Source organism: Flavobacterium sp., from assembly GCF_043722275.1.
Lineage (GTDB): Bacteria > Bacteroidota > Bacteroidia > Flavobacteriales > Flavobacteriaceae > Flavobacterium.
Genome location: NZ_JAYSPC010000043.1, coordinates 77930 through 94715, shown reverse-complemented (window position 1 = coordinate 94715; position 16786 = coordinate 77930). Strand labels below are relative to the sequence as shown.

Sequence of the window (16786 nt, the reverse complement as noted above, 5' to 3'; positions counted from 1 at the left end):
AAATAAATTAATACACTAGGGTTTGAATCGCGTGTGCCGGTATTTTTACTACTGTTTTTTGAGCAGCAATTATTAAATTATAGGTGATTTCGTTATCCGTATGATTCATAACTACGGTTGACATTTTGCCATCTGTATTTAAAAATGATGTGCTTTGCAAGTAACTTCTGCTTACTGCTGTACTTACACGAATTGCATTTGGACGAATGAATTTTGAAAAATGTCCAATGTAATAATAAGACGGAGTATAAATTAATTCTCCCGTTGTAGTGTCTGCGTGTATTGGTGCAAAACAAAAATTACCTACATGATTTGGTCCTCCAAATTGGTCTAAAAGTATGTTCCAATCTGTCCAGGCAACGGTTCCGTTATTAAAATCGTTGATCATTGATGTTCCATATCTTTCGGCATTTGCCCAAAATTGATATTTAGCGGCATCAAATTTTTCTATACAACCTTCGGTAAACATAAGATTCTTGTCCGGATAAGCTTCATGAACTCTGGCAACATTATCAAACATTGGCTGTGCTCCTGTCCAGGTTTCGTACCAGTGAAATCCTATTCCCCAAACATATTTTGAAGCTTCGGGATCTGAGAATATTACGTTTGCTCTTTGTACCATTAAATCACGATTGTGATCCCAGGCTATGATTTTTATTCTTTCTAAACCTTCTTTTTTAAGTGTTGGTCCAAGATAATTTTTCAAAAAATCTCTTTCGTCTTCAGCAGTATACAAACAAGATTCCCAGGTTTGTGTTGCCATTGGCTCATTTTGAACGGAAGTTCCCCAAATTGGGATTCCTTCTTTTTCATAAGCTTTGATGAATTTTGCATAGAAATTTGCCCAAGGCTGATAAAATTCCGGCAATAATGTTCCGCCTTTCAGAACGCTTTTATTGCTTTTCATAAAAGCATTTGGCGACCACGGAGTTGCATAAGTAATTAATTTTCCTCCGGCTGTTTTTATTGCTTGTTTTATTAAAGGAATTCGATATTGTTTATCATGTTCAATCGAGAAAGTTTTTAAATCCTTATCACCTTCTTGTATATAGGAATAACTTGCACTGCTAAAATCTGAACTTTGAATTGTTGTTCTTACTAATGTGTAGCCAATTCCTTTTTGAGTATCGTAATAAGCATTTAAAAATTCTGCTTGTTTTTCTTTTGATAGTTTTGCGAAAATTTCAGCACTTGCATCTGTAATTGCACCACCGATTCCCATAAAGGTTTGGAATTTTTTTGTAGGCTCCACAAAAACCGATATTTCGGTTTCAACTGGTTGTTTTGATGCTGTAAAAGATAGATTATCTGTAGGGGTTAACCTTAATTTTGTATTGTCAGCAGTGGTGTACACTGTGATCTTTTTATTATTTGTAGTAAATGCCTGTTGCTGTTTTTGATTTTTTTGCTGTGAAACAACAGCTAAAGAAAAACATAAACAAGTAATAATAAAGCCGTTTTTTTTCATTGTATGTGTTTTAATAATTAAAACTATGTTGCAATTCAATTCAAAATAATTGATTTAAAAATAGCCCATAATCATATTGAACATGGGCTATTTGACAACCAAACTTAACTTAAACTTACTTTAATATCCATTTGTTTAAAAGACTAAGATTTTGATCTCAGCCTTTATAAACAAATGCTAATTTTATTTTTACAGATTAATTATAACCTGGATTTTGAACGATTTTAGTATTATTAAATTCACTGTAAGGAATTGGGAAAGCTTCGTTTTTATTAGCAACGAATCCTTTAAAAGCAAGTTTAGCAGCTGCTTCTCCAGTTCTCACTAAGTCGTACCAACGGTGTCCTTCTCCTGCAAGTTCTAATCTTCTTTCAGCATAGATAGCTTGCAAAGAAACTGGTACATGTGCTAAATGCACTCTGTCTCTTACAGCATCTAAAAGTGCCTGAGCTCTTGCTCCTGTTCCTCCTAAAGCTTCTGCTTCCATTAAATAAGTATCAGCTAAACGAATTACATAAGTATTAATACCAAAGTTCAGGAAAGGATTTGCAGCTTTAATATCAGCATTAACCGGTGCATATTTTATAAAGTGATATCCTGTTTCGTTATAACTGTCAGTATATTTAATAAGTCCGTTTTCATCATCATTATCAACCCCTCTTGCAGCACCTGCATCAAAAATAGTAGAGGCATAACGAGGATCACCTTTTAAAGCAGCTTGTAAATCTTTAGTAACTACCATGAATCCCCAACCATTGATATAGTCCGGTAAACCTGCATCAACTCCTTTTGTTTTTCTTGTATAATCTCTAATACCCATTAATTGAGCAGCTACGTTACCTTCATCATCACCATTTACTTCAAAATTACCCCAGTCGGCATTTGATTTATCTGAATAACTAATTTCAAGAATCGATTCTGAATTAAACTCGTGTTGCTTATCCCATAATTGAGCAAAATCTGCTAACAATTTATAGCCAAAACTACTAGTTCCGCCAGCCGGACCATTAACTAAAGCTAATTGTGCCGCAGCTTCTGGTTTTTTATTGTCATACAAATAGGCTTTTCCTAAAAGTGCTGTTGCAGCTCCTTTTGTCAAACGTCCTAATTCACTAGCCGCTAATGTAATTGGAAGATTTGGAATTGCTTCATTTAAATCTTTTTCAATTTGAGCATAAACTACTTCCGGTTTCACTTGTTCAATTACAGAAATTTCACTTTGAACAACAGGAGTTAAGATCAATGGAATATTTTTAAACATTCTCACAAGATCTAAATAGTAATAAGCACGTAAAGCTTTTACTTCTGCCATGAATCTCGCTTTTTTAGCTTCATCCATAGGAATTGCAGGAAGTTTTACTATCATGATATTACATCTTGAAATACCTTTATAATAATTCGCCCAGATTGCCGGCGGAATATTAGTTGGAGTAATTGAGTAATTTGACGCTACCTGAAGACCTGGCTGATCTCCTGCTCCACCACCTCCTGCAAAGAAATCATCTGATGCAGAATTCAGGAATAATAACGGCGCGTTTTCCATTGCTCCGGCGTATTTACCTAATTTATCATAAGCAGCTACTAAACCAGAATAAGCTTCTGTTTCGTTTCTGTAAAAATTATCTTCAAGTACTACACCATCTCCTTTTACCTCTAACTTTTCATCGGTATCGCACGATGCAAGTGTCAATAACACTCCAAAAGCGATAAATGATTGTTTAAAACTTATAAGTTTCATAATATTTTATTTTTTTAATTAAAATTGCAAATTAACTCCTAACATGTATGATTTTGCCTGAGGATAAAAACCTCTGTCAACACCTTGCACGTTGTTCATTCCAGCTGTTGTAGGTCCTCCAATTTCAGGATCAAATCCAGTATATTTTGTAATTGTGAATAAATTTTCACCAGTTACATAAATTCTTACTTTTGATAATGAAATACTGCTTATCCAATCTTGTGGGAATGAATATCCTAACTGAATCGTTTTGAATCTGAAGAAATCACCTTTCTCTAAATTGAAATTCGATGGATTACTAAAGTTTTTGTTTGTATCATCTGTAGTAACTCTAGGATAAGAATTAGTTGATCCTGGTCCTGTCCAACGACCTAATACTTCAGTTTGATAATTTGCATTAGTTATATCAAGTCTTCTTAAACCCTGATAAATCATGTTTCCGCCCGCACCTTGTCCAAAAACTAATAAGTCAAATCCTTTATAGTCTAAGTTTAATGTCAAACCGTAAGTGAATTTAGGTAATGAAGTTCCTAAGAAATCTCTATCGTTACCATCAATTTTGCCATCACCATTTAGATCTTGCCAACGGAAATCTCCCGGTTTAGCGTTTGGCTGAATTAATCCGCCTGCAGCATTTTTATAAGCATTTACTTCGTCAACAGTTTGAAAAACTCCAGCTGTTTTAAATCCGTAAAATGAGTTATAAGCCTGACCTACTTCGGTTCTGTTTATTTCATAAGAAGTCGATTGAACTGTTTCATCACCTGCGATAAAATTCACTCCTTTATCAATATAAGTGATCTCATTTTTGATGTAAGAGAAGTTTCCGTTTAATGAAAGGTTTAATGCGCCAATTTTTTTACGGAATCCTAATTCAATATCGATACCTTTATTTTGCATATCAGCTAAATTGGCATAAGTGTCACCACTTGCTCCAACAAATCCAGGAATTGGCACTTTCATTAAGATTCCTGATGTTTTTTTGTTGAATAAATCAATGCTGAAATTAAAATCATGGAAAAGTGTACTTTCAAAACCAATGTTTACTTGTTTTGTTTCTTCCCATTTCAAATCAGGATTCGCAATAGCGTTAGGGCTTTGTCCAGTTGCTGGTGTTCCTCCAATTGTATAGTTTCTTTTGTTTCCGATAGTAGAAAGGTATAAGAAATCCGGAGATGAATCATTTCCTGTTATACCATAACCTCCTCTAATTTTTAAGTTGTTTACTACGTCATTTTCTTTCCAGAATCCTTCTTTAGACGGAACCCATCCAAGAGAAACTGAAGGGAAAGTTCCGTATTTATTATTAGGGCCAAATCTTGTAGAACCATCACGACGAAGAATACCTGTAAAAATGTATTTTTCTTTGTAATCATAGTTTAATCTTGTAAAGATAGATTCAACTCTGTGTTCAACTGCTAATGAATTGTATGCATTAACAAATTTATCTGCAAGAGGAATATCTACGTTGAAAGAAGCTTCACCGTGAGTTGTTGCAGGAATACCTTGATAAGTAGCATCATTACCTGATGTAATATTATCTACGTAAGTTCCTTTACCAATTAAAATACTGAAATTATGATCTCCGAATTTTTTAGTATAATTCAAAGTATTTTCCCAGTTCCAGCTAAATGATTTTTTATATGATCTGAACAATTCATTTTTATCTCTTTTTGTAGCTCCGTTTAAGAAGAATACCGGAGTAAAATTATCAGAACCATAATAAGCAAGTTTTCCACCGGCAGTAGATCTAAGTTTTAAACCAGGTAAAATTTCAGCTTCGATAAAAATATTACCTACAAAATTTTCTGAAAAATCATTGTTTCCTAATCTTGTCTGAGTGTAAGCTAATGGATTTGTGTTTTCCTGCGTTACATTAGTTGAGATACCATAATAATTTCCGTTTGGATCTTTAATCGTATTTGGATTTGCATATATAGAACCTGCTCCCGTTTTAGAAGGATCAGTTTCAATAATTGGAGTCAATGGATCTAAGTTGATTGCTGATGCTAATGGCCCACCAAATTCGTCATTTGTGTTACCAATACCAACCGTTTTTTCATTAGAATATCCTAAAGTCTGACCAATTTTAATGTATTTTCCGATTTTATGATTAGAGTTTAATCGGATATTTTTTCTTGTATAATTAGAAATATCAGTAGTAATAATACCTTGCTGATCTGTTATACCAAAAGACATATAAAAGGTAGAAACATCATTACCACCACTAAAACTTAGTTCGTGAGCAACACGTTGAGCGTGATTATTAAAAATCGCATCTTGCCAGTTGGTTCCTTTACCGTAGTTTATAGGACCGTTAGCATTTGTAGTTGGGAATTTTTCACCTGCATTTCCACCATTAGTATAAGCTTCGTTCATTATAGTAACATATTGAGAAGCATCAAGTAAATCTAATTTTTTTGATGCCTGAGATGTTCCTGCATATCCCGTATAGTTTACAGTAATTTTACCTGCTTTACCTTTTTTAGTTGTTACCAAGATAACACCGGCAGCTGCACGAGAACCATAAATTGCACCCGAAGCACCATCTTTAAGTACTTCAATAGATTCAATATCTGATTGATTCAAATAGCCAATTCCTCCATTGTCTACTACTACACCATCAACAACCCATAATGGATCATTATTATTTAATGTAGTAAAACCACGAATACGTATTGTGGACGCTGATCCTGGCTGACCTGCATTTGCAGCAATAGAAACTCCTGAAACTCTACCTTGTAAAGCCTGTTCTACTCTTGTAATAGGTAAACTCTCTAAATCTTTTGCCTTAACACTGGATATTGCACCTGTTACAACACTTTTCTTTTGAGTACCATATCCTACAACAACCACCTCATTTAATGATTGAGATTCAGCACGCAATTTAATGTCAAGTTTTGTTCTTCCGTTTACTGCTTCCTGTACAGTTACGTATCCCACAAAGCTTACACTTAAAGTTCCGTTGGTTGGAACAGTTATTTGAAATTTTCCATCAAAGTCTGAAGCTGTCGCTTTACTTGTGCCCTTAATTAAAATTGTTGCCCCTGGGACGGGTAATCCACTTTCATCATTAATTGTTCCGTTCACCGTAACATCCTGTGCCATCGCGATAACTGAAAACAGTAGAGACGAAATACAAAAAATAAGTAATTTTGTTAATTTCATTTTTCTAAAAATTTTGGTTAATTAATTAGTAATTTGATGCAATAATAAAGTTAAATTTTTACTATTTACAATAAAATTTCATTACAAAAACACATCAAAGCATATTTTAATACTCTACAAAAACACATCAAATTATTTTTAATATACTAATATATACATATTTATATAAAATAATATATTGTTAGAGAAATGTTAAGTATAAAAATAAACACTACATTTATGAAATAATAACAAATTGATGATATATTCAAAAAAATTGAAGTAATCGACCAAATTGCAAATAAATAATTAAAAAATAAAAGCATTTATAAAACATTTCTAATAAAAATACATCATAAATTTTATGAAATTCATAAATACACTTTTTTTATCAATTATCTACATTTTCTTACAAAACAATATCTCGTCACAGGTGAAGAATATAGGATTGCCAGGAATTAAAAATTATAAAAGGGCAGACTATAGAGGTGGAACTCAAAACTGGAGTATCGATCAGGATAAAAACGGAAATATGTACTTTGCCAATAACAATGGTTTAATACAATTTGATGGTTCAAGCTGGCATAAATTTTCGCTTCCTACGCAAACTGAAATAAGGAGTTTAAAGATAGATTCGTCAGGAAAAATTTTTGTTGGAGGAAACAATGAATTCGGATATTTCCAAAATGATGAAAAAGGAAATCTGAAGTACCATTCTCTTTCTGATTTAGTAGACAAAAAAGACAAACTAAATATTAACCTCATATGGAGGATACATATATTTAATGGAGAAGTAATATTTCAATCCTTTACAAAGGTTTTCTTTTTAAAAAATAACAAACTCAGATTTATAAATGCTCCAACAAAATTTCAGTTTTCATTCTTGGTAAATAATCGTCTTTACTTTCAGGATAAATCTTTGGGAATCCTTGAATATAAAAACAGAAAGCTACAACCAATAAAAGGAACAACTATTTTCAACGATAAAGAGATCTGGTCAGTATTTCCCCTTCCTAACAACAAAATGTTATTAGCAACCTTAGAAAAGGGTTTATTTATATCTGACGGTAAAACTGTTCAGCCCTGGGAAACTGAAGCGAATGCTTTTATCAAGAAAAACACATCACTTGGAGGTTCTATAATAAAAGGAAAATTTATTGTTTTAAATTCAGTTTTAGACGGGGTTATCATTTGTGATTTAAATGGTAAAATTATTCAACATTTAAATCGCCAAAAAGGACTTCAGAACAATACTATATTGACGTCGTTTATTGATAATAAAAACAACATTTGGCTTGGGCTTGATAATGGAATTACGTTCATAAATGAAAATTCACCCTTCTCCTATTTTGATTACAGTTATAATATAGGTACAGTTTACGCCTCGACCGTTTATAAGGGAAATTTATATGTAGCCACAAATCAGGGATTATTTTATCATTCCTGGAACAAACCTTTTACAGACAGCCCTTTTACAAGAGTTGAAGGGACGATTTCGCAAGCTTGGAATATTCAGGTTTTAAATGGCGTGCTTATTTGCGCCAGTAACAGTGGCGCATTAGTTATTGATCAAAATAAAGTATCTAAAAAACTGGATACAAAGGGATATTTTGGTTTTAAGAAAATTCCAAATCATGAGAATTATATTATTGGGGAAAGTTATAATGGTTTTACGATATTTAAAAAAACGCCTTCGGGCTTTGAATATTCACATCAGGTAGATGGATTTGATGAAACTACAAATACTTTCTCGATAGAATTAGATGAAAATTATTTATGGCTTAAAAAAGATCCATTTTTATATCAAATGACATTATCTGAAGATTTAAGAAAGTTTGTTTATATAAAAAAGCACAAAGACATTTCCTCAAAATATTCCGGAATTGGAAGTTTGCAAAATATAAACGGAATGGTTTATTTTCAAACCAAAAATCATTTTTATAGATTTTCGAAAGAACAGGGAACATTTTTTGAAGACAAAAAAATAACAGATCTCTTTAAAGGTATTCCGGCAATTAATACTTTAATCGAAGATTCTGAAGGAAGTCTTTGGTATGCTTACAATGAATCTTTAGGTGTTTTAACAAAGAATCAAAACGGAACTTTCACGAAAAAACAAGCTCCGTTTTCTAATTTATCAGGTAATCTGGTAAACAATTACATATCTGTAAATACGATAGATCCTCAAAATATTTTTATAGGGTTAACAGATGGATTAACACATTATGATTCTAAAATCTCTCATACTTTTATAACGAAACCAAAAGTTTTTGTAGAAAGTTTCTCGTTTCCGGGTGACACAATATTAACGGGTAACATTGCTAACAATCAGCAGATATTTACCGTTCCGTACAGTTCAAATCACGTTAAATTTACGTTCTCTTCTCCTACTTACGAAAATCAGGAAAACGTTACTTATTCATATAAACTGGAACCGTTTGAAGAAAACTGGCGCAGTTGGTCGGCACTTTCCATAAAAGAATATACGAATCTAAGAGAAGGTACTTATGTCATGAAACTTAAGGCTAAAAATAGTTACGGGATTGAATCTAACATTTCTGAAATTACCTTTACAGTTTCTCCGCCGTGGTACCGCCATTTTTTAGCATACCTAATTTATTTCATTTTTCTGATAACCGGAGTATATATTATTTCAAACAGAATCAAGCTGAAAATTAGAAAAAACAGGTATTATGAAACGATTGAACAACGAAGATTATATCTTGAAAAAGAATCAAAAATCAGACATGAACAACACGAACTTGAAAAGGAAATTGAAAAACTAAAAAGTGACAAACTTCAAATAAAAATCTTGGCAAAAGATAAAGAATTAGTAAATAACTCTTTGCAGGTCGTTAAGAAAAACAAGGTTTTAAACGGAATCATTCATAAGCTTAAAGATATTGACACCAATATTTTAGATGATTCGACTAAATTTGAATTTAACAAACTCCATAAAAGCATTGTAAAAGAAGTAAATACAGATAAAAGCTGGAAGGACTTAGAAAAACACATTAAGAATGTACATTTTGAATTCCTGAAAAGATTAAAAGAAAAATACCCAACAATTTCTCCCCGGGAATTGGATTTATCTACTTATTTATTAATGAATATGTCTACCAAAGAAATAGCAGAAATAATGAACATTTCAACTGGAGGTGTAGAATTAGCACGTTACCGATTACGAAAAAAACTCGGATTAAATAAAAAAGAAAATCTAATTGGTTTTTTAATGAGTATATAGATAAAGCAAAAAATCCATTCGCAAAAAGTGAATGGATTTTTTATTATTTAATATATTCTAATGTTCTTTCTAATGCCATTCCCCTGGAACCTTTTATTAGAATTGTATTTTCTTTAAAGCTGATTGTTTTAATAAATGCTACAAAATCATCAAACGTCTCAAAAAACTTAATATTGTCTTTATCAACTTTATTTTCATAAAAATACTTCCCTATTAAGTAACATACTGATTTGTCCTGATCTGATAAAGATTCAACAATTAGCTTATGTTCCTGATGACTTTCATTTCCAAGCTCAAACATATCTCCTAAAATCATCACTTTATTTAGGTTTTCCAATTGCAGGAAATTGGTAATAGCAACTGCCATGCTACTTGGATTTGCATTGTAAGCATCAAGAATAATTTGATTAGAATCGATTCTTAATAATTGCGATCTGTTATTTTCCGGTATATAATTTTCAATTGCATGTTTTATATCCTCTTCATTCACTTTGAAATAATGCCCAATTGCAACGGCAGCATTTATATTATTTGCGTTGTAAAGACCAATCAAATTTGACTCTACGTTAAAATTATCATATTGTATTGCAACAAAAGGATTCGCCTTTATGTCTTTGATATTTATATCAGCCGCATTATTATTTACACCAAAAGTAAAGGACTTAATTCCTTTAGATTTTTCAATTTGTATAGGATCTTCAAGATTTACAAAAGTTACTTTATCATTTTTAGCAAGATATTGATACATCTCGCTTTTGCCTTCAATAACTCCTTCTACACCGCCAAAACCTTCTAAATGTGCTTTGCCAAAATTGGTAATATAACCATAATCAGGCTGCGCGATTTCGCATAAAAATTCAATTTCTTTTTTATGATTTGCACCCATTTCTACAATCCCTATTTCCGTTTCTTTTGAAAAAGACAATAAGGTTAACGGAACTCCAATATGGTTGTTTAAATTTCCAACTGTGGCTTTAGTTTTGTACTTTTTAGAAATAACAACATTAATAAGTTCTTTAGTTGTTGTTTTACCGTTGCTTCCTGTTAGTGCAATTATTGGTAATTTTAAATAAGCACGATGAAATTTTGCTAATTCCTGCAACGTTTCTAAACTGTTTTCAACCAGAATGGTTCTTTCGTCAATAGCAAAAGAGGCATTATCAATTACAACAAATAAAGCGCCTAATTCAAGTGCTTTTGCTGCAAAAGTATTTGCATCGAAATTTTCTCCTTTAATAGCAAAAAACATTGAATCTGTTTCGATCTTTCTTGTATCTATCGAAACTGATTTACATTGCAAAAATAAGTTATGAATGTCCTGAATATTCATTTATAAAATTTATTTAAAATTAAAAAGACAACAAAAAAAATTCCAAATTCCAAAAGCTGAATATTCAGTATGGAGTTTGGAATTTTTTTATTGATTTTATTAAAACTTAGTTTCTAGGCGATTTTCTTTTTTCAGCTTTAGCACCTACTCTAGACATTGCACATCTAAATCCTATATAATCTGTTGCCATATCTTGAGGAAAATATCTTCTTTGAGCCGGATCTAACCAATATGCTCTATCTCTCCAAGAACCACCTTTGTAAACTCTTACGTTATCATCGATAAACGTTGTACGTTTACTAGAGTTGTCATATTTTCTAACCATTTGACCTAAACTGTCTGTTGTTACATTGTGTTTAGGAGAGTTGTACATTGACTGATCAGTTTTTGATCCACCTTCAGGATCTCCAAAGTCAAAATATTTAGATGATTGTTTATCACCATCTCTATAGTTGATATTGTCACTTGTACTGAAATTTTGTCTCAAGTAAGTTTCATTTTCATCAACTGGAACCTGAGCGATTTCACCTGGTAAGCTTGTAGCAACTTTTTTACCGTTACTTAAGGTTTTGTATTGAATATTATCTTTAGTGATAATTTCAACTTTACCATCTTTACCAATTTTGTTTTTGGCATATTGATTTCCTCTAAAGTAGTTGAAATCATTTGCTTCATTATCAATAATAGGTCTGTAAACATCGGCAACCCATTCAGCTACGTTTCCAGCCATATCGTATAATCCAAAATCATTGGCAGCATAGCTTTTTACAGCATTTGTAATATCTGCACCATCATCAGACCAACCTGCAATTCCACCGTAATCACCGTTTCCTTGTTTAAAGTTAGCCAATTGATCTCCTTTGTTTTTACGTTTAGATGAACGTGTATAATCTCCGGACCAAGGATATTTCTTTTGTCCTTTATATATATTGTATTCTCTTTGTCCAACATCAGCTGCGGCAGCATATTCCCATTCTGCTTCAGTAGGAAGTCTGTATTCTGGCAAGATAACTCCTGAAGAACGTTGTGCATACACATTCTTTTCTTCCGGAACTACACCGTCTTTTCCTGCTTTTGGTCTTTTTCCATTAGGGTTTTTCTTCAATACAATTTCTTCGTTACCACCGTAGGTAGTACTTGGAGAGGCAACGTAAGCTTCTGTATTAAACAAACTTTCAGCGCTAACATCTTGTGTTTTTGCACCTTTTTTAATGTACCCGTTTTTCTCTAAAACTGCTTCGTTCACACGGTCAGTTCTCCATTTACTAAATTCAACTGCCTGAATCCAGTTAACACCAACTACGGGATAGTTAGCATAAGATGGGTGTCTTAAGTAGTTATTAGTCATCGTTTCGTTGTAACCTAAACGATTTCTCCATACTAAGGTATCCGGAGATGCTCCTTCGTATATGTTTTTGTAATTTTCTTCTGTTGGAGGAAAAACCTTTTTCAACCACTCCAGGTATTCTAAGTACATACCATTTGTAACTTCGGTTTCATCCATATAGAATGATTGAACGTGTTGTTGGGTAGCTGTGTTATTCCAATCGTGCATAACATCATCTTGTACTTTACCCATAGTAAATGTACCTCCTTCAACAAAAACTAAACCAGGACCAGCCTGTTGTTTTTTTCCTGCATTTCTAGAAGCAGTTCCATTCTGACTATCTACATCCCAACCAGTGGCTCTGGAAGCATTGCTGGAACTCGACTTTTTGCTACAACTAGCCGTGCCTAACATCAATACCATTGACATCATTAATTGCAAGACTACAATTTTGTTTACTTTCATACTCATTCTTAGGTGATAAATTTAGGTGCTGCAATATAATAATTAACATTTAATTAGCAACATCTGTTCTAATAATTTTATTTAGCTGTTTTTTACCAGAAAATAACCTATAGTTACGAACGCAAAAATATACTTTTTATTATTTACTATAACATGAAATACTATATTTTTACTTACTAAAATAATTTTAATTTAAAACCGTTTTTTCAACTGATGAAACAAGTCATAATCTTATATCTTTTTTTAATCCCATTTATCTCGTTTTCGCAGGTAAACAGGGACTTCACAATAGATTGGCAAAATAAAAAAGAGATGAGTTTCGGAACCTCCAAAATAAAAATCCCCTATTTTTTAGGAAGCGGTTTTAGATACGATACTACAAAAAAAAGCATAACCTTGCTCCTTAACCTTAACGAATCCGGCTTTTCAAACAATAATTCTGTTCAAATTACCAATGTGATTTACGAAGCTGTTTCAAGTACTGAATTAGGAGATTTATCGCTTGAGAACATTCCGGAAATGCCAAATGAAACGTTAAAAACGACTTATTCAAGAGATAAAAGGCAAGTTTTTCTGTATTTATCACCTATAATAAAGGAAGGAAATAGCTTTAAAAGAATACGATCATTTTCGTACTCAACAACTATTTCAACCTCACAAAATAATAGTTCATCTTCTTTTCAAAAATCTAATTTGGTTTCAAATTCTGTTCTAGCATCAGGAGATTGGTATCGTTTTTACGTCGAAAAATCCGGTGTATATAAAATTTCAAAGTCTTTTTTACAAAGTTTGGGATTTGATCCTTCTAAAACAGATCCCAGAAGAATTAAGATTTATGGAAACGGTGGGAAAATGCTTCCTTTAGCAAACAATACTTATTATCCTGAAGATTTAGCCGAAAACGCCATTCAGATTGTTGGAGAAAGCGACGGGATATTTAATAACGAAGATTATATCCTTTTTTATGGTGAAGGAGTTGAAAACTGGAGTACTGAAAGTCAGACCAATCTTAATTTATACGACACAAAATCATATTATTATATAACGGTTGTGGGCAATGAAGGAAAAAGAATTTCAAATATCAATCAGCCTTCCGGAAACAGCACTTTAGACCTAACCACTTTTGACGACTATCAATTTCACGAAGTTGACAAAACTAACATTGCGCATTTAGGACGCCAATGGTATGGAGAATCATTCGATATCACGCAGGAACAGGAATTTGAATTTAATTTCCCTAACATTGACACGTCAATTCCTGTAAAAATAGAATTAAACGCAGCTTCTGCCGCCTTTACCCCTACCTCATTCGCAGTTGCTGCAAACGGGCAAAACATTGGCACTATCAATTTTCAGACATTGTCAACAAGTTCCGATGAAAAATTCTACGATAGAAAACTTGCAGCAAACAGTTCATTTACCGGAGCCGAAAACATAAAAATTAAACTTACCTATAATAATAATGGTGTTCCGGGATCAAAAGGATATCTGGATTACATTAATTTAATTGCTAAAAGAAAACTTTTAGGCACCGGTAAACAATTTAAATTTCAATACAATTTAGCCGGTTCAACAGCAGGAATTGTAAATTATACCATTGGCAACGCTCCAGGAATATCTCAAATTTGGGATATTACCGACCTATATAATGTATCAAAAATAGAAAACAGCAATCAAAGCAGTTTTAGTTTTAAAGCTTCGTTAGGAGAAATTAGAAAATATATTGCAATTGATGCGAACGATTATTTTACTCCTTTAAAGGAAAGCCAATCAAAAATCGCCAATCAAAACTTAAAAGGAACTCTTTTTAAAAATAGTCAAAACAGCTTTCAGGATATTGATTATATAATTGTAACTCCTAAAATTTTAGTTGCTCAAGCCGAAAAACTGGCAAATTTTCACAGAACATATTCTAATCTTAATGTAAAAGTAATTTCATTAGAAAATATCTATCAGGAATTCTCTTCAGGAAAGCAGGATATTGCTGCCATTCGAAATTGCATTAAATATATTTATGACAATGCTTCATCATCTGATAAAAGAATAAAATACCTGAATTTATTTGGTGACGCTTCATTTGATTACAAAAACCGAATTACGAATAACAATAATATTGTACCTATATATCAATCTGTAATTAGCAATACAACGGGAGAAGCTTCATTTGCATCTGATGATTTTTACGGATTAATGGATTCAAACGAAGGAGTTGTGGTTTTTCCTTATGGAGGAATTGATATCGCCGTAGGGAGAATGTTAGTTTCAGATAACGCGCAAGCTGCCGAAATGGTCAATAAAGTATTGGAATATCATGATACTAAATCATACGGAAACTGGCGAAATAATATTGTGATGGTAAGTGATGATTCTGATAAAGCTTCAGATGCAACTTTACAAACCTACCAAAACAATCTGGCAGATAATATATCGGCACAAAAACCTTTTTTCAATATTGATAAAATTATAATGGATTCCTATACGCAGGAAGCTTCTGCGGGAGGATCAAGATATCCTAAAGCAAGAACTGATTTGTTTAATGCATTTGAAAAAGGCGCTTTAATATTCAATTATTTAGGACACGGCGGTGAAGATGGCTTGGCAGGCGAAAGAATCTGGGAAAAATCAGATGGTCAAAATCTTAATAATCAATATAAATATCCTTTATTTATTACTATTACCTGTGAATTTTCCCGTTTTGATGACCCAACAAGACCAACGGCAGGTGAATATACTTTCTGGAACCCAAAAGGCGGTGCAATTTCAATGTTGACCACAATTCGCGCCATCGGACAATTTAATGCGGAGGATTTTAATGACAGCCTTAGCAAAAACCTGCTTTCATTTGGTTCAAACCAATATACAACTATTGCCGAAGCACTTCGGATTTCTAAAAACGAAAATCCAAGTTCTGCGAGTAATGTTATTTTTTATTTAGGAGATCCTGCCTTAATGTTAGCAATTCCGAAACCGCGAATTAATTTAACAAAAGTAAATGATATTGCAATTGCTCAGGCTATACCGGATTTTAAATCTTTAGCAAAAATTAAAATTACGGGCGAAATTACCGATGAGAATAATACTCTTTTAAGCAATTATAATGGAGAATTAGCGACAGCAATTTTTGACAAATTAATTACTACCACAACCTTAAATAATGATGGATATAGTCCTGCAATGTCATTCAAAATTTTAGGGGAAACTATTTTTAGAGGAAATGCTTCAGTAACAAATGGTCAATTTGAGTTTAGTTTTGTTGTTCCAAGAGACATTCGCGTTCCTGTTGATTATGGACGAATTAGTTTTTATTCTAAAAAAAATCAACTTTTTGAAAATCAATCCGGTTACAATACAAACATTAAAATAGGCGGAATAAATGAAAATGCACCTCAGGACAATATAAGTCCGAAAGTTAAGTTATATATGAACGATGAAACTTTTGTATCTGGTGGAATTACAAACGAATCGCCATTTTTATTAGCGTTTCTTGAAGATGAAAACGGGATCAATACAGCAAGCGGAATCGGGCATGACATTGTTGCTATACTTGACGGAGACGTTAGAAATCCTTATGTTTTAAATGATTATTATCAGACAAAATTAGACGATTATACTAACGGAAATTTACGTTTCCCTTTAAGAAATTTAGCTCCCGGAATGCACACAATAAGTTTTACGGCTTGGGACGTTTATAATAATCCTGTAACCAGTGAAATACAATTTATAGTTGTTGGAGATGAATCGCTGACATTAACACACGTTCTTAATTACCCAAATCCTTTCTCGACTTATACACAATTTTGGTTTTCGCACAATCGACCATATGAACCGTTAGATGTTCAGGTTCAGGTAATGACCATTACAGGAAAAGTTGTCTGGACAAAAAATCAGGTCATTACTACCGAAGGGTTTCTGTCAAGAGAAATTACCTGGGACGGAAAAGATGATTTTGGGGACAGAATAGGAAAAGGAGTTTATATTTATAAACTTACGGTCAGATCTAATTTGACAAATAAAAAGGCAGAAAAATATGAAAAGCTTGTAATATTATAATAATATATATATTTGTA

At 32.6% G+C, this 16786-nt stretch carries 7 protein-coding genes; 2 read left to right on the top strand and 5 right to left on the bottom strand.

Annotated elements, in window-relative coordinates; all coding sequences use genetic code 11:
• Positions 1 to 7: 7 nt before the first annotated feature.
• The 3 genes from ACHZDT_RS05780 to ACHZDT_RS05770 form a co-directional block, all read right to left on the bottom strand.
• The gene (locus ACHZDT_RS05780) at positions 8 to 1468 is read right to left on the bottom strand and encodes a glycoside hydrolase family 30 beta sandwich domain-containing protein (RefSeq protein WP_394773686.1); all 1461 of its coding nucleotides are present in this window, start codon (positions 1466 to 1468) and stop codon (positions 8 to 10) included.
• Positions 1469 to 1664: 196 nt separating this feature from the next.
• Positions 1665 to 3206 carry a RagB/SusD family nutrient uptake outer membrane protein gene (locus ACHZDT_RS05775; protein ID WP_394773685.1) on the bottom strand — a complete coding sequence of 514 codons (1542 nt, stop codon included), beginning with the start codon at positions 3204 to 3206 and terminating at the stop codon, positions 1665 to 1667.
• An 18-nt stretch (positions 3207 to 3224) separates the two neighbouring features.
• Positions 3225 to 6374 (bottom strand): SusC/RagA family TonB-linked outer membrane protein, encoded by a 3150-nt coding sequence (locus tag ACHZDT_RS05770; protein WP_394773684.1) that lies wholly within the window; start codon positions 6372 to 6374, stop codon positions 3225 to 3227.
• Between the two features lie 343 nt (positions 6375 to 6717).
• Between ACHZDT_RS05770 and ACHZDT_RS05765 the strand changes: the two genes are divergently transcribed.
• Entirely contained in the window at positions 6718 to 9597 is a 2880-nt protein-coding gene (locus ACHZDT_RS05765) for a triple tyrosine motif-containing protein (protein ID WP_394773683.1), read from the top strand.
• Positions 9598 to 9640: 43 nt separating this feature from the next.
• Here the strand turns inward: ACHZDT_RS05765 and murF are convergent, their stop codons facing one another.
• Complete coding sequence (murF, locus tag ACHZDT_RS05760) at positions 9641 to 10927, bottom strand: UDP-N-acetylmuramoyl-tripeptide--D-alanyl-D-alanine ligase (RefSeq protein WP_394773682.1); 1287 nt, start codon at positions 10925 to 10927, stop codon at positions 9641 to 9643.
• A gap of 106 nt (positions 10928 to 11033) precedes the next feature.
• Positions 11034 to 12719, bottom strand: coding sequence for a gliding motility lipoprotein GldJ (gene gldJ, locus ACHZDT_RS05755; RefSeq protein WP_394773681.1), 1686 nt, complete (start codon positions 12717 to 12719; stop codon positions 11034 to 11036).
• Between the two features lie 213 nt (positions 12720 to 12932).
• Here gldJ and porU point away from each other — a divergent pair, with 213 nt between their 5' ends.
• Positions 12933 to 16769 carry a type IX secretion system sortase PorU gene (gene porU / locus ACHZDT_RS05750; RefSeq protein WP_394773680.1) on the top strand — a complete coding sequence of 1279 codons (3837 nt, stop codon included), beginning with the start codon at positions 12933 to 12935 and terminating at the stop codon, positions 16767 to 16769.
• Positions 16770 to 16786 lie beyond the last annotated feature (17 nt).